Here is a 24,051-nt window from a genome sequence, read left to right as displayed (position 1 = left end):
CTAAAACGGTGCCGGGTATTGCTGTAAAAACAGCGCAATATCGTCCTGCATAGCCGGGGTTAATTGCAGTGTAAAAGCCGCAATATTTTGCTCTAACTGGGCCATGGCTGTAGCGCCGATAATGGTCGAGGTAACACCCTCTACCTGATTAACCCAAGCCAGTGCCAGGCTGGTGGCTGCCACCTTGTGGCTGCTGGCCAGCCCGGTAAAGGCAGCGATGGCGTTGTTGGATTGCGGCGTATCACGGAATAAACCATTGCGCTGCAGCATGCTCCAGCGCGTGCCCTGCGGCCGCGCGCCGGCCAAATATTTGCCGCTTAACGCACCACCGGCCAGTGGTGACCAGGGTAAATAAGCAATATTCTCATGCAGGCATTGCTCAATTAAATACGGCCAGTCTTTTGTGTGCAGCGGGCTGAACTCGTTTTGGATTGACACCATGCGCGGCAGCTTATACTTAGCACTTAACTGCAAATATTGGCTGATACCCCACGGCGTTTCGTTAGACAAACCACAGAAGCGGATTTTGCCGGCTTTCACACAACTGTCCAGCGCCTGCAGCAAGCCCAACATTTGTTCGGTTTGTTCAGCGCTGTTAATGTCGCTAAAACCAATGCGGCCAACACGATGCTTACCAAAATGCGGTGACACCCGGTTAGGCCAGTGCAACTGGTACAAATCGAGGTAATCGGTTTGCAGTCGCGCTAACGAATCATCTACTGCTTGCAGCAGGGTTTGCGGTGTCATATCGCCGCCACCGCGTATATAGGCCAGGCCGCTACCGGCCATTTTGCTGGCCAGCACAATATTACTGCGCTGCGCACGGTTACGGCTTAACCAGTTACCGATAATCCGCTCGGTGGCACCATAGGTATCGGCTGTGGGCGGAATGGCATACATTTCGGCAGTGTCGATAAAATTAACGCCTTGTGCCAGGGCATAATTCAACTGCGCATCGGCATCGGCCTGCGTATTCTGGCAGCCCCAGGTCATAGTGCCCAAACACACCCTGGACACCTTAAGCTTACTGCTGCCCAATACAGAATATTGCATACTCACCTCTTGCTCTGACAATGTGCCGGCACCTTAGCGAAATAGCGCGGGGCAGGCAACACAGTGGTAAAAATTACCTGAATGTAAATAAAAGCATGAAATTTATGCTTTGCGTGTTTGGCAACCAGCTAAACCCAGCCCGTTACACTATGACTGACGAGAAAATTTTTAATCAAATTAAATCAAAACTTTAGCACATAAATACTGCTATCATTTTCAGCTATCGCCACAGTATGGCCCATATGCTGCAGCGTAGTAATTGTCCTGTTGCCCGGACGTGTTCACCAGCGGTTTGCCACTAAAGGTAACCGTTATCGTTTTACTTATTAAGGAGAACCTTACTATGGCACAGTTAAATACCCCGCAAATGAAGCATGCCAGCGATATTATTCAGGTATTAAACAGCGGCATTGAGTTTTACCGCGATGCTAAAGAAAAAGTTGACGATCAACAACTGGCACAGTTTTTTGACCGTATGCTAAATGCCCGCCGCATGGTTAAAGAACGCTTACAACCTTTTGTCGTGCAGGAAGATGGCAAGCGTGAAGACGGCTCAGCTTTTTCAGTTGAAGCGCGTAAAGTGTATACCAAAGTAATTGGCGCAATATCTTCTGACAAAAATCACACCTACATCAGCCAGCTGGAAGAGGTAGAAGATAAAACGCTGGATGAACTGCGCATAGCGCTGAAAGATAACCAGCCACCACAATACGAAGCCGCGTTATTGCAATCTATGGCAACCATGCAGGAATGTCATGATGAAATGCGGGCACTGAAAAAAAGCACCCGCCATTAAGCTGATGACTGCCTGGTGTTAATTCACCAGGCAACCGGCGCAGTGTCTGTTAATCTGTGGTCGCGGTTACATTTGCGCCGGTTACACTGTTCTCAGCAAAGCTGACAACCAGCTCTACCCTGCGGTTAGCAGCACGGCCCTGTACGGTAGTGTTATCTGCTATCGGCTCTGCCGGGCCGCGGCCCTCTGCAACCAATTGTGTAGCTGGCAGGCCCTGCTGCTGTAAAAACGTCATCACCTGCTCTGCCCGCTGTTGTGACAAGGTGTTGTTGTACGCCAGCCGGCCTGAGCTATCGGTATGGCCAAGTACAGTAAGATGTTGATAGTTAATGCCGTCTAAAGCGCTGATTACTGCAGTGAGCTGACGTTGCAGTTCGTCGCTAAGCCCGGCACCGTCATGAGAAAAGGCAGTAACACCGGGAAAAGACACTTTAAGCAGATGTTCTGCCGGTGTTGAAAGCGCAATACCGTCGGCCGGCTGTAACCTGGCACTAAACAGGGTTTGCGCTCTTGCTGAGTCGGCATTTGCGGCTACGCTGGCCGAACTGTTGTTGTCAGAGGTAGCAACACAGCCTGTTGCCAATAACACAGCAAAAACTACTGTAAAAAAAGCTAAAGTGCGCAAAATTGATACTCCGCTATTCAATGTTAAATAATTGCAGCACACTTTAAAGCTTTTATTTGAGCAAATAAACACCTTTTATTAACAATAAGTGAAATTAAGCTGCTGTAGCCGATTGAGTTACTTATCTTGCTGCTGCGGTGCTTCTTTTGCGGCCGCGTTAGCATGAAATATTGCAATCGCCTTATTCAGCCGCTGCAGAATATCCGGTTGCACTGCCAGATAGCTGTTACTGACATAAAAACCAAACGGCAAGCTTATTTCCTGCTGAATGTTGTAGCGCGATTCGTCCAACTGTTGCCTGGCGATAAGGGCACGGGCGACACTTGAGGGCAACATAATGGCATCTACGCGGTTAAAATCCAGCAAGTTAAATAAGCCGTGAATGTCGTTAGTACCGGCGGTGATCTTATAGTTATGCTGCTCCAGCCAGGAGAACACATTACTGTTCATTTGTGCCGACACCAGCGCATTTTGCTTAAATTTAGCGCTGCCCGGGCTAATTTCAGTGCGTTCTTTCAGCCAAACCCAGCTCCAGTCGGTGATGATCACCGGCGCAGAAAAGCGTGCAACTTGGTTACGCCCGGCATTTTCAGTTGCCAGAAAAAATACATCTATCAACTGGTTTTGCATATCAACCAAAGCACGGCCGAAATTGGGTACAGGCTGCAGCTGATAACGCAGCCCGGCTTCAGCCATAATGGCCACAAAGGCATCGTAACCGGGCCCACTGAACCCGTCCTCTGCCAGCACGGTATAAGGCGGATAATCCGGTATGGCAATGCGCAGCGGTTTTATTTCAGCGCTGCACAGCGCCGTGCTCAAGCACAGTAAAACCCAACTCAAAAACAGCTTCATTTACCACAACCCTGTATTAGTTATCCCTAAACCGCTACGTCTGCTGATATGTTAACAAGTAAATATCGCCCGGAACACGCCGGAATGCAATTGCTGCGGGTTGGTGAGGCGGCAATGATATTGCAGTTTTGCGGTCAATGCATTATGGTTGCCCCATGCAAACTTACCTTAAGCTTAAGGCACTAAACTGCAAAGTTTACTGCCGGCACAATACCGCTATCGCCTGCCATTCCTAGGCCGGTTTTGCCCTGCGCGAAACCGGCGTAACACCTGCTTATCACCCATACCATTTTTATCTGTGTAATGCGGAGCTGTAATGTATTTTTGCTACCCGAAACAATCCAACAAGATTGTTGCCTGCACTATTGCCCAATTGGCCTGCCGGCAATTATTTCCGCTGACCGCGCTGCAACTGAGCCACATGTTGCATGCTATTGCCGACAGCAAAAATCAAAGCCGGCTGAGCTGCAACGGCTGTATTCGCCCGGGCAGTACGGTTGAACTGCAAAACCTTGACACCGGCGAGCGTGGCTGGCTGCAACTGGTTAATCCGGCGCAAGCGGATTTTCACAAAGGCCGCATTTCGTTGTTATCACCACTGGGCTGTACCTTGCCGGGTAAAACGGCTGACACCGTTATCTCACTGCAACTGTTAGGTTGCACCCTGCGCTTTCGCATACTCACTGTGCTTTACGTTAAACACACTGTTAAGCACGACACATCAACGAGCTTAAAATAAAGGAGCTGACAATGAAAACCCCCGATATCGTTCTGTCCACTACCGATTACGACCGGCTGGATGCCCTGCTTGCCAACCTGAGCGCTGACAGCGTTGGCTATGACACCTTAAGCCAGGAGCTGGAGCGCGCCAGTGTGGTGGCTCCGGAGCAACTGCCGGCCAATGTGATCAGCATGAATTCCAGCGTACGTTTTCGCTTAGGCAACGGCAAAATAAGCACCTTAACCCTGGTATACCCGAAAGACGCCGGCCAAAGCGGTAATACTATTTCGGTGCTGGCGCCGGTAGGTTGTGCCTTACTTGGCTTGAAAACCGGCGATAGCATTAACTGGCCTTTACCCGGCGGTGATATGTCGACTATTACCGTGGAAGACGTGGTATACCAACCGGAGCGCGAAGGCGCTTACCATCGCTGAGCTGCTACGCTGCGGTTATGCTGCTAAGCCCGGCCGCAGCATAGGCATAACCGCAGCGGCAATGTTACACTAGCGCGGTTGTCAGATGATATCCCGATAAAAACTTAACCTGCAGAGTAGTCTATGCGCTTGTTTATTCGTTTATTTTTCCGCTTTATTCGCCTGATCTTAACGCCGTTTATGCTACTGGCAGAAAAGCTTACTACGCCCAAAGCCATAGTGCGCAGCCAGGCAGAACAACAAGATATCGATGCCGCCTGCCGGCAACTGGCACTGTATCAATTCAGTGCTTGCCCGTTTTGCATCAAAGTACGCAAAGAAATGGCACGGCTGGGGCTTAATATCAGCAAACGCGATGCGCAGCATAATCAGCAATACCGTAGCGAGCTTGAAACTGCCGGTGGCAAGATAAAGGTGCCCTGCCTGCGCATTGAAACAAGCGCCGGTGATACAGAATGGCTGTATGAATCGACGGCTATTATCGCGTATTTACAACAACGTTTTGAGCAAAGCCCGGCTAAGGCATAGCGGTATCTGCCGCGAAATAATCCTGCTTCGCAAAACAGCTTAACTGCTATAGAATGCGCCACCCTAAATTGTGCCTGCGCACGTTGTAACAATGGTTATGCAGCAATGATGTCGTCCAATGCGTTATACACGGATTTATCCGGCTACTATGATTTAATGTGCTGCGACATCAACTACCCGGCGCAGAGCAATACCGTACACCGCTTAAACCGTTTGCTGGGTAACGGTGGCAATAACCATCTTGATTTAGCCTGCGGCACCGGGCCGCATATCCGCCACTTTATCGACTATGGTTACCACAGCAGCGGGCTGGATATAAACCAGCCTATGCTGGATTTGGCCAAAGCCCGCTGCCCGCAAGCCAACTTTATGCTGCAAAATATGTGCAGCTTTACGCCGGATAAACCGGTGGATTTAATTACCTGCTTTTTATATTCAATTCATTACAATCAGAATATTGCCCTGTTGGCGCAATGCATTGCCAGTGTTTATGCCGCCTTAACCCCGGGCGGGGTATTTTGCTTTAACGCGGTAGATAAAGACAAAATTTGTAACCACAGCGCCGTGCGCCACAGCACTGTGCACGACGACAGCTATTTTGTATTTGAATCGCTGTGGCATTACCGCGGCGATGGCGAGCAACAAGCACTGCGGCTGAGCATCGCAAAAACCAACAGCGGCAATACTCAGCTGTGGCAAGACGAACACTCCATGGTAGCCGTCAGTTTTGCACAGTTACAGGCGCTGTTAAGCCCTTATTTTGACGTGCATATGCTGGCGCACGACTACGACAAAATATCCCCCTGGGACACCACTTCCGGCAATGCATTATTTGCCTGTGTAAAACGCTGATTGCTATCGTCACTTTCTGCCGCGTTTAATAGCCCGGCAGCGTGTTACTTGCAAAACATGGCAACGGACTACTTAGCGCGACATTACAGTTTTTGTCACCGAAATGACCGGCCCTCATAGCGATTTATAATAGTAAAGCCGGAGGTGCAGTGGCACCTCCTGCTTTAAGCGGCTAATCAGTTCAAACCAGCTTTAGTTAAACCAAAAGCCGCATCTTGCGAGCCAGGCTGCATCAATGCCAAAATCTGCATCCGGTTCCAAAAGTTAATCAGGCCAATGCTGTAGGTCAGTTCAGACATTTCTACATCGGTGAAATGCTCTTTTGTGGCCGTGTACAGCTCGTCGCTGACACCGGTATCCGGCAATTTTGTTAACGCTTCGGTTAACGCCAGGGCGGCTTTTTCTTTGGCGTTAAATAGTGGTGATTCGCGCCAGATAGCCACATGGTAAATACGCAATTCACGCTCGCCTTTAATTTTTGCCTGTTTGATATGCATATCCAGACAAAAGGCACAGCCGTTTAACTGCGATGCACGAATATCGATCAGGCTTTTGATCAACGGATCAATTGAGGTTTTGTAAGCTGCCATGCTGGCATCCATCAACGCCTTGGTTAAAGCCGGTGTGGTTTCAAAGTGGTTTAGTCTTGTAGTCATGGTAATTACTCCGGTGTTTAAGGTTAAGTTAAGCGGGTAACATGTTGACGAGCAGATCAGCAGCAGCGATAGCCTCCGGTACCGCTGCTGTTTTAGTTAATGGATGATGGGTACCGTCGACCCGGATAAAACGCACATCGGTAATGCCGATGTAACGCAAAGCTGTGGTGATATAAGGGGTAAACTGGTCGTCCGCTTCAGTGGGCCAGCCAATAAGAGGTGTGCCGTTAGCCAGCACAACAAAAACTTTTTTATCAGTTACCAGGCCGACTTTTTCGCCTTCGGCGGTAAAAGCAAAGGTGCGACCGGCGCGGGTAATATGGTCAAACCAGGCTTTTAATACTGACGGCAGGCCTAAATTCCACATTGGTGATGAGATCAGCAGCGTATCGTGTGCCAGCAATTGATCTACCAGTTGTTCTGATAACGCTAAAGCTTGCCGTTGCTCTGCGCTACGTTCTTCGGCTTTAGTCAAAAATGCACTGACAGTTAACGCATCCAGATGTGGCAGCGGTTGCTGTGCCAAATCCAGTACCGTTTCGGTCAAAGCCCGGTAGCGCTGATTTAATTTGGTCAACAGGTGGTTGGCAACGATTCTGGACGCCGAGCCGGTTAAGTTCGGGCTGACTTTAATATGTAACAGTTTCATACATTCTCCTGGCAAAGCCTTTGGCAATTGGGGCTTGCTGTGTCGTTCTGATGTGCAAAGTCTAGCCTTTCATGCCATATTTGAAAGATACAAAAACAATGTATTTAGGTAGGACATAATGACCGGCTATCAGGCAATTTATCAGCGCTATAAACAGCAAATCTTAAGCGGCAACCTGAAACCGGGCGAAAAAGTACCGGCTATCCGCGTACTGGCGGCAGATCTTGGCGTTGCGAAAAAAACAGTGGAAACGGCCTATAACATTTTGATTGGCGAAGGATATCTAGTCAGCAAAGGCGCGCGCGGCACTCAGGTTAACCCGGATTTGCAGCTGAACATTGCCAGGGTGGCGATAAGCACGCCGGTTGAAGATAGCAAATTGCAGCAATTAATTGATTTGCGCGACAACCCCGGTTTTTTCCGGCTGGGCATTCCGTCACTGGATGAATTTCCGTATAAAAAGTGGTTGCTGCTGTCAGGTAAAGCCATCCGGGCGATGCGGCCCGAACAAATGCTGACACCGCCGGTAATGGGCCACCCGCCGCTGCGTGAAGCTATTGCTAACTACGTTAATATCTCGCGTGGTCTGAATTGCAATGCCAGCCAGATTTGTATTACCAGTGGCTACAAACACAGTATCGCGCTGATTTTACAGGCACTGGCGACACGACAAGATAAAGTCGTATTTGAAGACCCCGGATACTTTTTCGGCCAGAAGCTGTTAAAACGTATTGTTGAAAACCTGCACTACGTGCCGGTTGACCGCCAGGGACTGAATATCGGTTATTTGCTGCAGCACCATCAGGATACCCGCTTTGTCATTACCTCCCCGGCACACCACAGCCCGCTGGCGGTTACGTTGTCACTGCCAAGGCGGCAGCAGTTATTAGACTGGGCGCAAAACCAACGTGCCTGGATAATAGAAGATGATTACGACGGCGAATTTCATTACACCAAAAAAGTGCTGCCTGCGCTAAAGAGCCAGGACGCGGCCGACCGCGTAATTTATGTTGGTACCTTTAGCAAAACCATTATGCCGGCCATGCGCATCAGCTACATAGTGCTGCCCAAAGCGCTGATCAATCGCTTTCATGAAACAGCAGAAATTGTTGAAACCAGCCTGCCGCTGTTACCGCAGCAAATTCTCAGCCGCTTTATTGCTGAAGGACATTTTTTTAAGCACTTAAAAAAGATGCGCACGCTGTATCAGGCGCGCCGGCAAATGGTATTAAACGCCTTACAGCAGGTATACCCAACACAGTTTTATGTCGAGCTAACTGACGGCGGGATGCACATAGTGGCTTTTTTAACAAGCGGTAGCCAGGACGAACAATTAGCCGAAATATGGCAGCAACACCGGTTGTTAGTTTTTCCGCTGTCGGTATGGTACGCCGGCAACAGCAAACGCTATGGTTTGGTGATCGGTTATACCAATATTAAATCAGAGCAGGAAGCCATTGATGCCTTACGCCTGCCCTACCAGCAAACGATAGCGCTACTTGGCGGGTAGCATCGCTGCACTATAGCCGTTGGCTAACGGCAGGTATTTGCTTAGCTTTGACAACTTGTGCTAACTCCAACATATGGTTACAATGCAAATGATAACAATTAGCATTAACATATAAAGGAGTTTCCGCTTGCGCTATCATCCGCTTTTCACTTATGCCTGTTCCGTTAACCCAACTGTTGCAGCACCCGCCTCACGGCCTGACAGTACAACCGGCTCTGCTTTTCGTCCACTGCCGCTGGCGTTAGCGGTTGCTCTGGCGGTTTCGCCGCTCAGTACTCTGGCTGCCACAACAAACGGGCAGGAAGACACACAACAAACTGACTCTTCAGTTGAAACCATCCGTGTTACCGGTAAAAGGTTGTTGGAAAGCACGCCTACCCGCATGCCGCTTACTGCGCGGGAAATACCGCAGTCTGTCAGTGACGTGTCTGCCGAACTGATGGCAGCCGCTAATATGATTGATATCAATGATGTAATGATGAACGTGCCAGGCGTAAATGTTACCTTGTACGACACCCAGCGCCCGTTGTACTTTGCCCGCGGTTTTCAAATCACTGATTTTCAGGTTGACGATATTCCGACTTACAGCGGTAACACTAACCAGGAGTACGACACCGCGCTGTACGAGCGCGTTGAGGTGATCCGCGGCGCCAACGGTTTATTCTCCGGCGTCGGCTCACCCTCAGCTACGGTAAATTTACTGCGTAAACGGCCGGGTAAAGAGCTTGCCGCGTCGTTGTCGGCCAGTATTGGCTCCTGGCAGATGCGCCGCGCAGTGGCTGACGTGAGTACGCCGCTAACGGCAGATGCATCTGTACGCAGCCGGTTAGTAATAGCCGGGTTGGATGCCGACAGTTTTCGCGACCGCTACCGGGAAAAGAAACTGGCCGGTTTACTAATTACCGAAGCCGATTTAACCGACAGCACCACGCTAACTGTAGGTGTGCAAGGCCAGGACAATAAACCGGAAGGCACTATTTGGGGCACCATACCCATTTTTGCCGCTGATGGCAGCGAGGCTAACCTGCCGGTATCTGCCAGCTATGCGCCGACATGGACCCACTGGCAGCGCAACAGCTATACGCTGTTCAGCGATATCAGCCACCGTTTTGACAATAATTGGCACCTCAAAGCCGCTATTAACCAAACCAAAGGCGAAGTGTCCAGTTTGCGGGTGTATGCCAGCGGCTTTCCGGATCCCACTGATGGCAGCGGTTTAACCCTGCTGGCCGGTGTAGGTGCCGGCGAAGATACCCGCAACAGTTTTGATGTTTATCTTACCGGCAGTTATCTGCTGTTGGGCCGGGAACACGATTTAATCGCCGGAGCCTCAGTATCGGAACTGGAAGCCGAAACTACGCTATTCAGTTCAGTAGCCGACTGGTCTTACGCTGTTCCGGATGCATGGCACTATGATGGCACAGCACCAATGCCGCAATACAGTGAAACCGGAGCCTACCGTTTGGCCACGACCAAACAGCACGGTGTTTACCTGGCTAACAGATTCAGGCTGCATGACAACTGGTCACTGGTAGCCGGTGCACGTCTCAGCAGTTGGCAAACCGCGACAGACAACTTTGATACCGGCGGCCAATATACCGCCACCAGCGGCGCCTATAAAGTCAGCAATGAAGTAACACCTTATGTTGGTTTAATTTGGGATCTGTCGCAGCAGCATAGCTTGTATATCAGCTACACCGACATTTTCAGCCCGCAAAACTACAAGGATAAAGACAACAACTTACTTGCACCGGTGCTGGGTGAAAACCTTGAACTGGGCGTTAAGAGCAGTGTATTTGACGGCCAGCTGTCGGTTAATGCTGCTGTTTTCAAAACCAGGCAAGACAACTATGCGGTGCGTGACCTGAGCCAGCCGGAAAACAGCCTGCCGGATGGCAGTTCGGCTTACCGCGGCGTTAACGGCACAGAAAGCAGCGGTTTTGAGATCAGCGCCAGCGGCCATGTATTTGCCGGTTGGCTGCTGAATGCCGGCTACAGCTATGTCGATACCAAGCGCCATGCTAACGATAAAATTTGGACCAACCTGCCGAAGCACTCAGCGCAGCTGTCAACGCATTATCAGTTCAGCGGCAGTCTGGCTAAGTTAATGCTGGGTGGTGGCTTTAACTGGCAGGGCGAAACCGTTGGCTATGGTGTAAGTCATCCGACAGAAACTGCCGGCGTTACCTATACCCAGGATGCCTATGTGCTGGCCAACTTGTTTGCCAGTTGGCAGTTTAACGACAAACTCAGCAGCACCTTAAGCGTAACCAACCTGTTTGATAAGGAGTACTGGGCCAACATTGATTACGCTAACTACGGCAAGCCACGCCAGCTAACCCTGAGCGTACGCTGGCAATATTAACCCCTGTAATATGCGGGCAGCGCCGGTTGCCCGCTTAGTTTAGCGGCAAAACAGCTTAATTTTTCCACATTCTAACAATACACTACATTTTCTTTGTTGCCGTAGCATCAGACACAATACAGACTGGTTAACGCGTACTTTTCACCGTAGACTGATTACGCCATGCTCAACCGGGGTGCTGAAACGATGCTGAAATTGTCTGCCTTATTACTTTGCCTGTTTAGCGTTTATCCGTTACATGCCAAACAGCAACTACGCTGGTGTGCCTGGGAGTTTCCCGGCAATGTTAATTTTGATAACAAGGCCAAACAAGCACAGGGAGTATCAGTTGATTTTATGCAGGAAGTGGCACACCGTGCCGGATTTGAGCTGTTGATCAGTAAAGCCACGCCGCCGGTTCGCTGCCTGAAAGAGCTAAGCGACGGCAACAGTGATCTGGTGATCAACATCATTAAAAGCGGCGACGGCAGGCCGGAAATTGACTATCTGCCTTATGGTGCACGTCAGCCGGACAAAGTGTATTTATCTGCCAGCGATAACCGCCGTCTGGACCAGGTGGCGGCATTGTCTACCATGACGCTGGCGGCGATACGCAACTACGGTTTCCACCCTAAAGTAAAACACATTGTTGATGCCATGCCGGCGGCACAAGTTATACGGGTTAATTCAGTATATTCAGCGCTTGAAGTGGTTGCCAAACAACGGGTAACGGCGGCATTACTGCCCCCCACCCAAGTCGCTGCTGTGCTGCAACAGCACCCGGAGCTTGCCAGCCAAATAAGGGCCGTTAGTTTCCCGGTAAATATTGTTGAACCGCAGCCGGTGTATATTGGCCTGGCTAAACGCTGCCAATGCCCTCAGCTTGCGCAAGCTATCCGGCACAGTCTTGCCGCTATGAGTGAAGATGGCACAACCAAACGCATCATGGGCGACAGAGTCATCGAGTTTACCGATTAACACCATCGCTTTAATTCACATCAATCAATCAGCTTCTTACTATACTCTTGTTGCGGTTATTTAGTTAAGTGCCTGATGCATCACCGCATCAGCGCCGCAGATAACAACAAAACGTTAACTAAAAGGAAGCTGACAATGAATAGACAAACTTTTAAAACCAGGGCGCTGGCCGGCATGATAAGCATGTTGCTGGTATCCGGTGCCGCCTTTGCCAGTGATAAAACCATGACCAAGCCAGCCGGCGCTTCAGGCCAGGGTAGTACTCAGCAAGGTGCCGTAAGAACTAATCAATTTTGGTGGCCGGACCAACTTAATCTGTCGGCACTGCGCGATCACGATGCCCGCTCGAACCCTTACGGTCCCGATTTCAATTATGCCGCCGCGTTTAACAAGCTGGACCTGGACAAGGTAAAGCAGGATATCAACGCGCTGTTAACCCAATCACAAGACTGGTGGCCGGCCGACTTTGGTAACTATGGCCCGTTCTTTATCCGTATGACCTGGCACAGCGCCGGTACTTACCGTACCCTGGACGGCCGCGGCGGTGCAGGTGGCGGTCAGCAACGGTTTGAGCCACTGAACAGTTGGCCCGACAACGCCAGCCTGGATAAAGCCCGCCGCCTGTTGTGGCCGGTAAAACAACAATATGGCGAAGCGCTGTCATGGTCAGATCTAATGGTACTGGCCGGCAATGTCGCACTGGAGAACATGGGCTTTAAAACCTACGGCTTTGCCGGTGGCCGTGCTGACGACTGGGAACCGGATATGGTGTACTGGGGGCCGGAAGTTGAAATGCTGGCCAGCGATCGTGAAGATAACAACGGTAAGCTGCAACGCCCGCTGGGCGCCACCCACATGGGGCTGATTTACGTCAACCCTGAAGGGCCCAAAGGCGTACCGGACCCAATGGGCTCGGCGAAAAATATCCGTGTTGCCTTTGAGCGTATGGCCATGAACGATGAAGAAACCCTGGCGTTAATTGCCGGTGGCCATACCTTCGGTAAAATGCACGGTGCACACAAACCGGCAGATTGCGTCGGCGCAGAACCTGCTGCAGCCGGTATTGAAGAGCAAGGCCTGGGCTGGAAAAACAAATGCGGTAAAGGCCACTCAGAAGATACCGTTACCAGCGGTTTAGAAGGCGCCTGGACTCAAGCGCCAACCCAATGGACATCCTTGTATTTAAGCAACCTGCTTAACTTTGAATGGAAACAAACCCGCAGCCCTGCCGGTGCCATTCAGTGGATCCCAACCGATGAATCACTGCATAAAATCGTACCGGATGCTCATGTTAAAGGCAAGTTTAATGCGCCGGTGATGACAACAGCCGACTTAGCACTGAAGTTTGACCCGGAATATCGCAAAATCGCCGAGCGCTTCCTGGCAGACCCGGAAGAATACCGCTTAGCCTTTGCCAAAGCCTGGTACAAGCTGACCCACCGCGATATGGGGCCACCACGTAACTTTTTGGGTAAAGAAGTACCTAAAGACGTGTTGATTTGGCAAGATCCTATCGACGAGAAAACCCAATCCACCATTAAAGCCGGTGATGTTAAAGCCCTGAAAGCAAAAATTTTGCAATCCGGACTTAGCGTTCCTGAGTTAGTGCGTGTTGCCTGGGGCTCAGCTGCCAGCTACCGTGACACCGATATGCGTGGCGGTGCCAACGGTGCCCGTATTGCGTTAGCGCCGCAAAAAGACTGGGCGGTTAACAACCCGGTCGAAACCGCTAAGGTAGTTAAAGCCTTAAGCGCTATTCAGGCTGATTTTAACAACAGCAGAAGAAAAGTATCACTGGCCGATTTAATTGTGCTTGGTGGTGCGGCGGCAATTGAAAAAGCAGCCAAAGACGCCGGTTATACGGTAACAGTGCCCTTTACCCCGGGCCGCGGTGATGCCACTCAGGACATGACAGACGTTAATGCGTTCAGCCTGCTTGAGCTGACGGCTGACGGTTTCAGAAACTACTTCGACGCGGCAGCAAGCTACAAATCGCCGACAGAGATGCTGGTAGATAAAGCTGACCAACTGGACCTGAGCGTACCGGAAATGACCGTGCTGGTAGGCGGTTTACGCGCACTGGATGCCAACTATCAGGGCGCGAAACACGGTGTGTTCACCGCTAAGCCAGGTACGCTGAATAACGATTTCTTCGTTAACCTGCTGGATATGTCCACAGTGTGGAAGAAATCAGCGACCGACGGCGTATACGAAGGTTTTGACCGTGCATCAGGCAACAAAAAATGGACTGCCACTTCTGTTGATTTGGTTTTCGGCTCAAACTCTGAACTGCGCGCCGTAGCTGAAGTGTATGCTTTTGATACGTCAAAGAAAAAGTTTGTTGACGACTTTATCAAAGCCTGGACCAAGGTAATGAACCTGGACCGTTAACCCCGGCCCCGCAAACCAAAGCGCTGCTACCTGACAAGGTGCAGCGCTTTTTTACTTACGGCAACAGCCTGGGTCGGCTTACTCTGTTGCGACAGCCGCGTCAGGTTTCCTGTGTGATCTGAGTTAATTGCATATAACACGCCTGCTCGCCATGATAACCGGCCAGCGCAGTTATCGCGCTATCCGACAATTGGTTAACCACAGCAAAACCATGGCGTTGCCAATACGGCACCGAGCCCTGCACCGCCACCAGCGCCAGTTTTGTCAGCCCCAGGCTTAACGCATGCTGCTTTGCCTTTGCCAGTAACCGGCTGGCCAGCCCCAAACCGCGCGCGGCCGGGTTTACCGCCATATCGTGTAAATACAGCAGCTCTGGTGCGGCAGCCGGCGCAAAAGCCGACGCCAGCGGCGTAACATAGCCGTTTATGGACGGATAACTGAATAAATACGCCAGCAGCTCACCGGCGCTGCTTTCTGCCAACCAGCAACTGTTAGCCGCCGCTTGCAAGCGCTGGCTTAACAGTGCCGGGCTTTCATATAAGGCATCGCTGTAGCAGCAGTCTTGCAACGCCACAACAGCAGGCAAATCAGCCTGGCTGATTAAACGATAACTAAGGTTCATAACGGTTTTCTGCCACCAACAAAAGGCGCACTATAACAAATTAAGCGGCCGCGATTAACGCTGTTGCCGTTAATCGCAACGGCGATATCAACCAAACTAATGCCGCTATATTTAGCAGCACTGTAACGCAAAACATCAGCCGGAAACTGCGTTTTTTCGATTTATGCCGCAAGCGGCTTTGCGCCAGCCAGGCCCCCGGCCAGCCGCCCGATAATGCCAGCAGATGCAGGGTAGACTCCGGCGTACGCCAGTGGCCTTTTTGCGCTTTGCGTTTATCCCACGCATAGCACAGGTAGGTTATCAGGCTGGCCACGGCATACCCGGCTACAACATACAGCGGCAGCTTACCGGCGTAGCACGCCGCGCCCAGGAGGATAAAAAACAGCAGCACCAAACGCAGCGGCCAGGCAGATGTCTGCTTCGCTGCTTTTAGCTTTAATTTTTCACCGGCAAAAGTAACGCTGTGGGCCTGCCGGCGGCCGTTATTATCTTTAGTTACCGAGTAGGTTACCACATCGCCGCCAAGCGGGCGGCGCCGGCGGTTTTGCAGCGCGTTGGCATGCACAAATACCCGCTCACCGCGTAGCGCCGGCACAATAAAACCAAAGCCTTTGGCATCATCCCATTGCTCTATTTTGCCTTTTAACCGCATTGTTATTCCCTTAAACAGATAAATGCACTACACACTGCCGGCTGTTTCCACCACTAAAATCCGCGCTTCACCTACCGGGTGGGCAACATGCTCGCAGCCGATAGCGGCGTAAAAAATATCCCCCGCTTCTAACCGGCTAACCTGCTCCACCCCACCTTCACGGTAATGCATATCCACGGCACCATTCAGTACTACAAATACTTCTTCACCGTCATTGATATGCCACTTGTACGGCTGATTAGTCCAGTGCAGCCGGGTAGTAATGCCGTTCATACTGGCAATATCCAGCGCCCCCCAGGCACGGCTGGCGGTAAAATCTTTACTGCGGATTATTTTCATTACTTACCTTTAACGGTGCTGATAAACGAATCTTATCTACCCTTTGCCATAACCTTATTGACAATTAAACAGCTGTTTTGTCTGGTCGAACATCGCATTTACATCCGTTAGCTGGGCAAATTTATTGGCCAGGGTCGGTAAATCCTGAAACCCCATATCTTGCTCTTTTTTCACAACCTGAGCTTTGTAAGCAGGCGCCAGCTGTTCGAGCACATTCCACACTATTGCCCTAACCATATGCTCCGTGATGATAGTGTTGACTTCAGCATAGCCATTTTTCTGCATATTCTTTTTGAATGTTTCGCTTGTGAAGGCCTGGCACGCTTTTACATCCGACGAGTACACGACCTGGTCGATAAAGCCATGCGACAGCTCATGCGCGACAATTTCCGTGATCCGCCCTTTGGGACCAAAATCGACGGCATTACCCCGATTAGACGTTGGACCAATTAACGAATGACTATTGCCGCCGACTTTGAAGAAGAACCCGCCATCGTGCAGCAACGGGTGAAAGATAATACTGATGTCCTGTGGGAACATAGTAAAACTATGTTTTAATGCGTCTTTGGTTTGTTTGATGATTGACCTATGCAACGCATGATCGATGTCAAAGCCATCGGATAGAGTCTGCAACTGGCTGATGAGCCCATTGCTAAGTTCGTTGTTTAAAGACGAGACAAAATCAGCAAACAGCTGCTCTTTATCAGCAGGTAGTCTTATTTCTGTAGCAGGAGCAGCGCTGCTTTGCCTGAACTGACAATCTAACGACAGAAAGTATGCTGGCAAAGTACTGAATCTAAATCCATTCTTAGTTAATATACGAAAGCTTGTCAGTGTTTCAGCATCGAATTGCACTGCCTTGTACTGTTCTTTGACAGGTATATCTAAGTTGTTATTCAGAAAATATCCGGTTTGTAACTGCAGCGCGAACAGTAAATCTAATCTGCTATCGCTTTGGCCGCTATCACCACTGTGACAAGCTTGGCCGGAAAATACCGGGAAGCTAAGTAAAAATACTATTACACTGATTATCTTCAAGAAAGTTCGCCTAAAAATTTGCCTAGTCCAAAGCAAAACAATAAACAACTCACAATAAAAAATAAAGCCTGCTTTGCTGTGGTTTTGCTTCTTTGCTGGCTGAAAAGGTGCCAGTATGGACAGACTTAACCAAAGGAGCCCCGCTATGCGCGCTATTTACGCTGTATTACTGCTGCTAACGCTGGCAGCTTGTGACAAAAATGAAGTGGGTGATGTATCGCTGGGTGTGTTTACCACCAAGGATATTAAGCTCGATGCCATTGTCGACCCGGTGGTAACCGGCGTGACCTGTCATGTCTCCAGTATCGAAGCCAATCTGAACTTGTCTGATCCGTCAGACAGCTCTATCGCCTGTCGCCAAACCGGCCCTATCAGCGCTGCGATGATAGCCCAAATAGACAAAAGCAAAAACGGCGAGGTGCTGTTCACTAAATCAAAAAGCATTTTCTTTAAAAGCATGAAAATACGCCGTATTTTTGATGCACAAAACCAAACCCTGATGTATCTGTCTTACTCCACCAAAGAAACTTCCGGTAGCTTTAAGCACAGCTTATCTACTGTGCCGCTGTGGGGAACGGAAGCTTATGGTGTAGTGAAGGTGCCAAATTAACAAACAAAGCCTTGGGCAAGTACCGTCTTTCAGCGTTAAATGAGCAGATAACATCACGTGGCTTAAGCTTGTGATGTTATCTGTTACTCTTAAAACCTGTAACTAACGCCCATATTTAACGTCGCACCTAATCCTTTAACGCTGTAACCAGTGCCGTAGCGGAACGACTGCGAACGGGCCGGAAAGTAATCCTCGTTCAGCAGATTTTCAATACCGGCGAATAACTGCCACTTATTCAACTGATAGTTTGCTGACAAGTTCAGCACGTCGTAACTGTTGACCGGGCCCTGATCACCGCTATAAAAACCATCTGCGTTAGGACTAAAGCGGTCGCGGTTAAACACGTGTAGCCAGTACAGGCTGACACTTAAATCAGCACCTGGCCGGTAGCGCACAGAGCTGGTCAGTTTTGGCGCACTAATTTGCCGCGCGCCCAGGTAAACGTCGTTTTCGGTATCTTTACCTTCCGCGTGGCCGTAAGCCGCACTAAATTGCCAGGCATCTGACAGACGATACTCAGCGGATGCTTCATAACCCCAAATTTTTTGTGGTGAGCGCACCGGCCGGTAAATACCTGTGGCGCTATCAAGTTGGCTACCGGTACCTAACTCTGACTCACTGCGGTAAATCGCAACATTAAGATATAACGCATCAAGTTGACTGCTAAAGCCGGCTTCATAGTTTTTCACTACTGAAGCTTCGCTTTGGACCAAACTGATATCATTTACCGTTGCGGTACGCAGTAGTAGCCCCAGGTCCGGCACTTCAAACCCTTCGGAGTAACTGATAAAAGGCGAGAACGCATCAGACCAGCGATAACGTAAGCCAAGGTTGTAAGTGGTAGCGTCGTAATCTATTTTGCCGCCAATGACAGCCATCGGTGTTGAACAGGTTTGCGCATTGCGGCACAACCTTAAGGTGTCATAATCGGCCACCTTCACGCTGATTGATTCACGTCGCGCACCGGCTTTCAGCGTCCAGTCATCGCCCAGCGCCCACTTGCTTTGCACAAATAAACCCAAAGAGCCCATATCCATTTCCGGTACCCAGATGCGGCCATCTAACAATGGCTGCGATGTGACATCCTGCAGCACATCAACACCATAGATGAAAGTGGCATCAACCTGACCTAAAGTCGCGGCGCTGGTCAGTACGGCGCGCAAGCCGTCTTTTTCCGATAAGATGGCCGATTGGCCACCGTCAAAACCCTGCTCCGGGTTCGCCAGCGTTGCTGACCAGAAAAACACGTTGTCGATTTTCTGCCGGTAAGCATCCACGACCAGGTCGGTGTTGCTAAACACCTCATTATGCTGATACTTCAGCATCAGATTATAATTACCTTCAGGCCCTTGCGGCGCTCCCTGTGCAACTTCACCAGCCGCCAGCGGCACAGCATAGGTTTTCTCACCCAAATCAATATTGCCGGCAACATCGCGGTACTTTGCATCCTGATCCGAGTCGTAATAATTGTAACTGAACTGCAGCGACTGCTCGTCATCAAGCTGGTAGGCCAATTTAACAAAGGCATCACGCTGACGGCTGTCCGATAAGCCATATTGCAGGCCTGGAATATCGCCGTCAGCATCGCGTTGTACGCCGTATTTCTCCTGCGATAACTTAGCCACATAGCCCAGCTTGCCGGCGTTTCCGTTAACCGACAGTACGCTGCGATAACCGATACTGTCTTCAGCTTTTACCAGACTGCTACGGATTGATTGCGACAGCACAACATTAGCCGCACCGTCGCCCGGCTTTTTCGTGATGTAGTTAATCACGCCCCCCGCTGCGCCATTACCCCAGATAGACGTAGCGCCATTGACAACTTCAATACGCTCAATGCTGGCCGGATCTAAAGTACGGATACCCAGGCCGCCGTTACGCAAAGGCGTATCCTGCGGCACGCCATCTATCATCACCAACACATTGCGGCCACGCAGTGTCTGGCCAAAGTTACTGGTACTGCCGGTGCCTGGCGCCATACCCGGCACCGCAACTGCCAGCAGATTTTGCAGTTCAGAGCTCACCTGCAGGTTTTCATTAATGGTTTGCTGATCTATCAGGGTAATGCTGGCCGGAACTTCATCCAGACTTTCTACTATACGGCTACCGGTAACGGTGATCCGCTCAATGTTCTGCGCTTCCGTGCTGCTGTTTGCTTGTGCCACTATAGGGTTTAGCGCCAACAAAACCGCCAAATGCGTCATCTTATAACTACCAGACATAACAACTTCCAAATTAGGTGAATGTTAAAATCGGGCACATTATAAACAGCATAAAAGACAATTAACAATCATTATCATTTGCACTTACCACTGTGTAGCCACTGACGACTAATAAAAGGAGTAAATCAAATATGCTGAGGGAAACAAAAGCCTATGGTGTCGCACAAACACAATAGTAGTAAACCGCGCCAGGCTTAGCTTAACCCCGCCACTGTGGAGCTTGTCGCGGGCAAGCTGTTATTTGCCATCAAAGCTGCTCTTTTTGCTCTACCCAGTGCAACAGCGCATCCAAAGCCGGGCATAACGCCTGCCCCCACGCTGTCAGCCGGTATTCTACTTTGGGTGGCACCTGCGGATACACCTCGCGGCTTACCATACCATCCGCTTCCAGCTTTCTTAATTGCTGAGCCAGCATCTTTTGCGAGATCCCCGGGATCAGTTTTTCAAAATCAGAATAGCGCTGCACTTTGCCATCAAACAAATGATACAAAATGATCAGCTTCCAGCTTCCCTCCAGCAATTTAATTGCTTCGAGCGTATCAGCCGCTGCAGTAGAGGGCGTATAAATCTTTCGCATAAGTACGTCACTTACTTTTTTGTGCGTTCTTGATTGTTGCTCAGTCTAAGCAGAAACTTCCTGCCAGGCAACAATGCAGCAGGAGACATCTCAATGAACATTCAATTAGCTGACCCCATTAAAAACTACTTTGAAATCAGCAACGGTACAGACCCTGTAAGGCTGAAACACTGCTTTAACGCCAATGCGGTGGTATTGGATGAAGGCGGCACCTATCAAGGGCACACAGCGATAGCAGCCTGGTTTTGTGACACCCGGCAGAAATACGCTTTTAGCGCCAAACCCCTTAGTGCAACCACGCAGCAACAGCATGAAATCGTCACTGCAGAAGTCAGCGGCAATTTCCCCGGCAGCCCCATTGAGCTAAGTTATACCTTTTTGCTGCAAGACGGAAAAATTCAATCACTTAAGATTGCTTAATACGATATTGACGGCGGCACAGTGCCAACGGCTTAACGCACTGCACATGCTAAAGTTGCGCCACTAAATATAAACGGTGCCTTTTAAATACAGCACCGCAAAGCCTGACACCAACACCCGATCATTCGCAAGGCGGCAATATAACATGCCGCCGCGCTGTGATGCCTGGTACGCCAGCAACTCAGATTTAGCCAGTTGTTTCGCCCGGTAAGGCGTAAGGCCGGCATGAATGGACCCCGTTACCGGGTCTTCATCGCCGCCGTTAGCGGGCCAAAAATAGCGTGAGATAAAGTCATACTCATTTGTGATGGTACTGCCCCGGCAGTCACTACCACATCATATTACTACCGGTATTAAAAAGGGCTGGCACAGTGGCCGTGGCATGGTTCGCCGGTTAGCGGATGCTGAAAATAGATATCGCTGGCATGCAGCAATAACCGCCTCGCCAATTGTTGGCTGGTGGCACTGTGGTACAAATCACACCCCAGGATCGGGTGGCCAATGCTCAGGCTATGAATGCGCAGCTGATGGGTGCGTCCGCTAAGCGGGGTAAACTGCACCAGGCTGCGCTTTGGTTCGCTTAACCGCTCCAACACTTTGAACTGACTGCTCGCCGCTTTACCGCTGCTATAGCAAATTTTCACCAGCGGAAACTGGTTTTTATCTTTAGCAACAGGCGCTGTTATCAGCCCTTCGTCAGCACTAACCCAGCCTTCCAACATAGCGGTATAGCGCTTTTGCACGGTGCCATCCTGAAACTGTTTATTAAGCTGCGCCGTCGCCTGCTTCGTCAGCGCAACCAACATAATACCCGAGGTACCAAAGTCTAACCGGTGCGGTAATTTAGCCTCTGCAAATGCCGGGCTTAGCCCTGGCTGGCCATTCACTAAACGAAAGTGCACCGAATCGCGGTTAAGCGGGTTTTTACCGGATAAACTCAGCAGGCCTGAAGGCTTATTTATCAATAAGATGGCTTCATCCTGATATAAAACCTGCACGAGGTCTTTACAGGGCGGTGCGATAAAGTTATCAATAATGTCCAAAAGGTTCCCGGTAAGGTTAAGCAGTTTTCGAGTGCATATTAGCAGCACCCGCAACAACAAGTCTGCGCAAAGACAAGAGTTTAGCGTGTTATATCGTCAAACAGTGTATCCAGTGTCGCCTTTGATTCAATTGCGATACCTTCGCCACAGTCCAATTGATCGGCGCCTGCTTTTAGTTGCTCACGCAGGCGGGCCACTTTAACTTCAAGGATCCAGTCTTCGTGGGTATCCATAAAACGCAGTGCTTCGCGGATAACTTCGCCGGCATTGTTGTGTAAGCCGCTGTCAACTTTAGCTTTAATGCGAGACTCTAATTCTGGCGTCAGGGATACATGCATAATGGCCTCCAATGGTAAACATTAACAGCAATCTTCGTCTGATAGCTGTCTCATTACAAGCTGGGACCATCATCAGTGGATTTATTGGTGAAGCAAAAATTATCGTTTATGCCTGGGTGAATGATGAAGACAATAAGCGGGCATTTGCCGGTACAACCGATGCTTACAAAGTGTTCGCAAAGATGCTTAAGTTAGGCAATCCGCCGGATGATTGGGATTCGCTGCTAACAGCAGCCAGAGGCGCGAAACTTACGCTTTAGAAAGTTACCCCGCGATGCCTTTGCCCTACTCTACCAGAGAAAACTCAGTCAGCTTTAAGCACAACTTGCCTGGCCATAAGGCGTAGGTTTTGTTACTCGTGTTTTTAAGTGGCAAAAATCAAGACCTGCCCCGGCGCCGCACCCAGAAAGCAACAATAACATAGTAGGCACTGTGGCAGCAGTTAATTTGTCGGTAAACTGGCGCGTAGTAGCCAACGCCCCCAAACGAGGCAAATAATGCCGGTGATTAACGTCCATAGTAGCAGGAAGGTTGCGACCGGCATGGGTATCTCAATAATACGCTGTCCATTGACAACAGGAAGCATCGCATTAATGCGCAGCGCGCCCATCACTAACGTGAGTCCGCCAATAAGCAACGAAACGACAATCGTATTTTTTAACAATTTGCGGTTGATACGTTGTGGCCGGCCGGCGAGCCGTTTTATATACATCCAGCTGCCGCTTAATGACAAAAAGCTCAGTAGCAGCCCGAAAATGACCCACAGCGTTTTTGTTATCCAGCCGCCAAAGTTACCAAAATGCAGCGGATCTGCCATGTTGGACCAATACCAGTACGCCGGTAAATCAGTTGCACGCTGTACGTAAGTAGCATTGCCGGTTGAAGGCTCGATGTAAATTTTGTTGGCGCGATTTCTTACCAATAAACTGCTGTCTGTTTGCCCAGCAAAATAAACGTAGCCGCCGCGGTTCAGGGTAATTTCTTTGATATCCAGCTCAGGCATAGCATTTTGCGCCGCCAAGGTAAGTTGTTGCAGCGATAGAGCCATACCCGCAGCAGGCTCTGGCAACTGATACACGGCATTGCTAAAAGTGTCAGTGTAGGAAAAACGCCCGTCCAATATGTCATTACGGGTTTGTTCGAACAAATACCACACGCCGGTAATACCAATAACCAGCAAAAACCAAATTGACCACAAGCCCAGAAGACGATGTAAACTGCCCCAGAACGCTCTGGTGCTGCTTGTCGCCGGAAACTCAAAAAAACGTTTTAACGTAGGTTTGTAAAAAAATAAAATCGAGATTAGCGAAGCCATCAGGCTAACAGCAAAAATACAAACCAGATATTTGCCGATGCCATAGAAACCAAACAAGCTCATATGAAAGTCACGGAAAAAGCGTGACACAGTGAGAAAAGATGTTGTGCCGCTAAGTCGCTGTGAGTGAGGGTCAAAAAATGCGTGAGTTAGCGCCCCTTGCTCTGATTTATACAACACACTTAAGCTGTAATTAGCCGATGCCAGTTCATCAATACGTATTATTTGCGCCGCCGGGGATGTCCGCTGTACAGCCTGATATGCGGCGAGTAAATCCGTATTATCAACCTGGGTCGCATTGGATCTGATATCGCTGTTTAACAGCCAGTCCAGCTCAAGAGATATCGTGGCAAAAGTACCGCTCCAGCAGATGATAAACATCATTAAGCCAGTGGTGATGCCCAGCAAGCTGTGCCAGTCAAGCCATTGCTTTTTCTGCGGCCAGACAACGGAGCGGCTTTTTGCCATGTTTTAAGAGCCTTT

At 49.9% G+C, this 24,051-nt stretch carries 27 protein-coding genes; 12 read left to right on the top strand and 15 right to left on the bottom strand.

The features are described 5' to 3' along the window. Positions 1 to 1,053, bottom strand: coding sequence for an aldo/keto reductase (locus tag HRH59_RS02165; RefSeq protein WP_173499628.1), 1,053 nt, complete (start codon positions 1,051 to 1,053; stop codon positions 1 to 3). Between the two features lie 343 nt (positions 1,054 to 1,396). On the opposite strand from HRH59_RS02165, the gene HRH59_RS02160 reads away from it, so the two are divergent. Then, the gene (locus HRH59_RS02160; protein WP_173499627.1) at positions 1,397 to 1,849 is read left to right on the top strand and encodes a ferritin-like domain-containing protein; all 453 of its coding nucleotides are present in this window, start codon (positions 1,397 to 1,399) and stop codon (positions 1,847 to 1,849) included. Between the two features lie 49 nt (positions 1,850 to 1,898). Here the strand turns inward: HRH59_RS02160 and HRH59_RS02155 are convergent, their stop codons facing one another. Beyond that, complete coding sequence (locus HRH59_RS02155; protein ID WP_218573438.1) at positions 1,899 to 2,438, bottom strand: OmpA family protein; 540 nt, start codon at positions 2,436 to 2,438, stop codon at positions 1,899 to 1,901. A gap of 153 nt (positions 2,439 to 2,591) precedes the next feature. After that, positions 2,592 to 3,329: a substrate-binding periplasmic protein gene (locus HRH59_RS02150; RefSeq protein WP_173499625.1), complete on the bottom strand. Its 738-nt coding sequence runs from the start codon at positions 3,327 to 3,329 to the stop codon at positions 2,592 to 2,594. A 316-nt stretch (positions 3,330 to 3,645) separates the two neighbouring features. Here HRH59_RS02150 and HRH59_RS02145 point away from each other — a divergent pair, with 316 nt between their 5' ends. The 4 genes from HRH59_RS02145 to HRH59_RS02130 all read left to right on the top strand — a co-directional run bounded on the left by HRH59_RS02145 (position 3,646) and on the right by HRH59_RS02130 (position 5,864). Beyond that, the gene (locus tag HRH59_RS02145) at positions 3,646 to 4,068 is read left to right on the top strand and encodes a GreA/GreB family elongation factor (RefSeq protein ID WP_173499624.1); all 423 of its coding nucleotides are present in this window, start codon (positions 3,646 to 3,648) and stop codon (positions 4,066 to 4,068) included. Positions 4,069 to 4,079: 11 nt separating this feature from the next. Further along, positions 4,080 to 4,484, top strand: a complete 405-nt coding sequence (rnk, locus tag HRH59_RS02140) for a nucleoside diphosphate kinase regulator (RefSeq protein WP_173499623.1) — start codon at positions 4,080 to 4,082, stop codon at positions 4,482 to 4,484. A gap of 123 nt (positions 4,485 to 4,607) precedes the next feature. After that, positions 4,608 to 5,012, top strand: a complete 405-nt coding sequence (locus HRH59_RS02135; RefSeq protein ID WP_173499622.1) for a glutathione S-transferase N-terminal domain-containing protein — start codon at positions 4,608 to 4,610, stop codon at positions 5,010 to 5,012. A gap of 105 nt (positions 5,013 to 5,117) precedes the next feature. Then, positions 5,118 to 5,864, top strand: coding sequence for a class I SAM-dependent DNA methyltransferase (locus HRH59_RS02130; protein WP_269435429.1), 747 nt, complete (start codon positions 5,118 to 5,120; stop codon positions 5,862 to 5,864). Between the two features lie 176 nt (positions 5,865 to 6,040). Here HRH59_RS02130 and HRH59_RS02125 read toward each other — a convergent pair whose 3' ends face one another. Beyond that, complete coding sequence (locus tag HRH59_RS02125) at positions 6,041 to 6,520, bottom strand: carboxymuconolactone decarboxylase family protein (protein WP_173499621.1); 480 nt, start codon at positions 6,518 to 6,520, stop codon at positions 6,041 to 6,043. 28 nt (positions 6,521 to 6,548) lie between these two features. After that, a complete protein-coding gene (locus tag HRH59_RS02120; protein ID WP_173499620.1) occupies positions 6,549 to 7,169 on the bottom strand; it encodes an FMN-dependent NADH-azoreductase in 621 nt (206 codons plus the stop codon). Between the two features lie 118 nt (positions 7,170 to 7,287). Here HRH59_RS02120 and pdxR point away from each other — a divergent pair, with 118 nt between their 5' ends. From pdxR to katG, 4 genes are all read left to right on the top strand, one after another. After that, positions 7,288 to 8,679 carry a MocR-like pyridoxine biosynthesis transcription factor PdxR gene (pdxR, locus tag HRH59_RS02115; RefSeq protein WP_173499619.1) on the top strand — a complete coding sequence of 464 codons (1,392 nt, stop codon included), beginning with the start codon at positions 7,288 to 7,290 and terminating at the stop codon, positions 8,677 to 8,679. Positions 8,680 to 8,806: 127 nt separating this feature from the next. Next, the gene (locus HRH59_RS02110; protein WP_218573437.1) at positions 8,807 to 11,044 is read left to right on the top strand and encodes a TonB-dependent siderophore receptor; all 2,238 of its coding nucleotides are present in this window, start codon (positions 8,807 to 8,809) and stop codon (positions 11,042 to 11,044) included. 186 nt (positions 11,045 to 11,230) lie between these two features. Further along, the gene (locus tag HRH59_RS02105) at positions 11,231 to 12,001 is read left to right on the top strand and encodes a substrate-binding periplasmic protein (RefSeq protein ID WP_173499618.1); all 771 of its coding nucleotides are present in this window, start codon (positions 11,231 to 11,233) and stop codon (positions 11,999 to 12,001) included. Positions 12,002 to 12,136: 135 nt separating this feature from the next. Further along, on the top strand, positions 12,137 to 14,392 hold the full coding sequence (gene katG / locus HRH59_RS02100; RefSeq protein ID WP_173499617.1) for a catalase/peroxidase HPI: 2,256 nt from the start codon (positions 12,137 to 12,139) through the stop codon (positions 14,390 to 14,392). 100 nt (positions 14,393 to 14,492) lie between these two features. Here katG and HRH59_RS02095 read toward each other — a convergent pair whose 3' ends face one another. From HRH59_RS02095 to HRH59_RS02080, 4 genes are read right to left on the bottom strand one after another with little or no spacing between them, the layout of a single operon-like run. Beyond that, positions 14,493 to 15,014 (bottom strand): GNAT family N-acetyltransferase, encoded by a 522-nt coding sequence (locus HRH59_RS02095; protein ID WP_173499616.1) that lies wholly within the window; start codon positions 15,012 to 15,014, stop codon positions 14,493 to 14,495. A gap of 40 nt (positions 15,015 to 15,054) precedes the next feature. Further along, complete coding sequence (locus HRH59_RS02090) at positions 15,055 to 15,666, bottom strand: DUF1294 domain-containing protein (protein WP_173499615.1); 612 nt, start codon at positions 15,664 to 15,666, stop codon at positions 15,055 to 15,057. A 27-nt stretch (positions 15,667 to 15,693) separates the two neighbouring features. Beyond that, complete coding sequence (locus HRH59_RS02085) at positions 15,694 to 16,005, bottom strand: cupin domain-containing protein (protein WP_173499614.1); 312 nt, start codon at positions 16,003 to 16,005, stop codon at positions 15,694 to 15,696. A 54-nt stretch (positions 16,006 to 16,059) separates the two neighbouring features. Then, entirely contained in the window at positions 16,060 to 17,043 is a 984-nt protein-coding gene (locus HRH59_RS02080) for a DUF4932 domain-containing protein (protein WP_173499613.1), read from the bottom strand. Positions 17,044 to 17,188: 145 nt separating this feature from the next. On the opposite strand from HRH59_RS02080, the gene HRH59_RS02075 reads away from it, so the two are divergent. Continuing rightward, positions 17,189 to 17,653 (top strand): CreA family protein, encoded by a 465-nt coding sequence (locus HRH59_RS02075; RefSeq protein WP_173499612.1) that lies wholly within the window; start codon positions 17,189 to 17,191, stop codon positions 17,651 to 17,653. Positions 17,654 to 17,742: 89 nt separating this feature from the next. Here HRH59_RS02075 and HRH59_RS02070 read toward each other — a convergent pair whose 3' ends face one another. Together HRH59_RS02070 and HRH59_RS02065 are read right to left on the bottom strand one after the other, a co-directional pair. After that, positions 17,743 to 19,875, bottom strand: coding sequence for a TonB-dependent receptor (locus tag HRH59_RS02070; RefSeq protein ID WP_173499611.1), 2,133 nt, complete (start codon positions 19,873 to 19,875; stop codon positions 17,743 to 17,745). Between the two features lie 247 nt (positions 19,876 to 20,122). Then, entirely contained in the window at positions 20,123 to 20,452 is a 330-nt protein-coding gene (locus HRH59_RS02065) for a winged helix-turn-helix transcriptional regulator (protein WP_173499610.1), read from the bottom strand. Positions 20,453 to 20,545: 93 nt separating this feature from the next. Here HRH59_RS02065 and HRH59_RS02060 point away from each other — a divergent pair, with 93 nt between their 5' ends. Continuing rightward, on the top strand, positions 20,546 to 20,872 hold the full coding sequence (locus tag HRH59_RS02060; RefSeq protein WP_173499609.1) for a nuclear transport factor 2 family protein: 327 nt from the start codon (positions 20,546 to 20,548) through the stop codon (positions 20,870 to 20,872). 63 nt (positions 20,873 to 20,935) lie between these two features. On the opposite strand, the gene HRH59_RS02055 is transcribed toward HRH59_RS02060, so the two are convergent. From HRH59_RS02055 to HRH59_RS02045, 3 genes are all read right to left on the bottom strand, one after another. Continuing rightward, complete coding sequence (locus HRH59_RS02055) at positions 20,936 to 21,160, bottom strand: PhzF family phenazine biosynthesis protein (protein WP_408015039.1); 225 nt, start codon at positions 21,158 to 21,160, stop codon at positions 20,936 to 20,938. Between the two features lie 65 nt (positions 21,161 to 21,225). Further along, positions 21,226 to 21,915 (bottom strand): RluA family pseudouridine synthase, encoded by a 690-nt coding sequence (locus HRH59_RS02050; protein ID WP_173499608.1) that lies wholly within the window; start codon positions 21,913 to 21,915, stop codon positions 21,226 to 21,228. Positions 21,916 to 21,995: 80 nt separating this feature from the next. Then, positions 21,996 to 22,253 (bottom strand): type II toxin-antitoxin system ParD family antitoxin, encoded by a 258-nt coding sequence (locus HRH59_RS02045; protein ID WP_173499607.1) that lies wholly within the window; start codon positions 22,251 to 22,253, stop codon positions 21,996 to 21,998. Between the two features lie 11 nt (positions 22,254 to 22,264). Here HRH59_RS02045 and HRH59_RS02040 point away from each other — a divergent pair, with 11 nt between their 5' ends. After that, positions 22,265 to 22,513 carry a type II toxin-antitoxin system YhaV family toxin gene (locus tag HRH59_RS02040; protein WP_173499606.1) on the top strand — a complete coding sequence of 83 codons (249 nt, stop codon included), beginning with the start codon at positions 22,265 to 22,267 and terminating at the stop codon, positions 22,511 to 22,513. Between the two features lie 182 nt (positions 22,514 to 22,695). Here HRH59_RS02040 and HRH59_RS02035 read toward each other — a convergent pair whose 3' ends face one another. After that, the gene (locus tag HRH59_RS02035) at positions 22,696 to 24,036 is read right to left on the bottom strand and encodes a PepSY-associated TM helix domain-containing protein (protein ID WP_173499605.1); all 1,341 of its coding nucleotides are present in this window, start codon (positions 24,034 to 24,036) and stop codon (positions 22,696 to 22,698) included. Between the last annotated feature and the right edge of the window lie 15 nt (positions 24,037 to 24,051).

The organism is Rheinheimera lutimaris (assembly GCF_013283795.1).
GTDB lineage: Bacteria > Pseudomonadota > Gammaproteobacteria > Enterobacterales > Alteromonadaceae > Alishewanella > Alishewanella lutimaris.
Note: the sequence above shows the minus strand (reverse complement) of the source record. Positions and strands in the feature narration are given on the sequence as shown.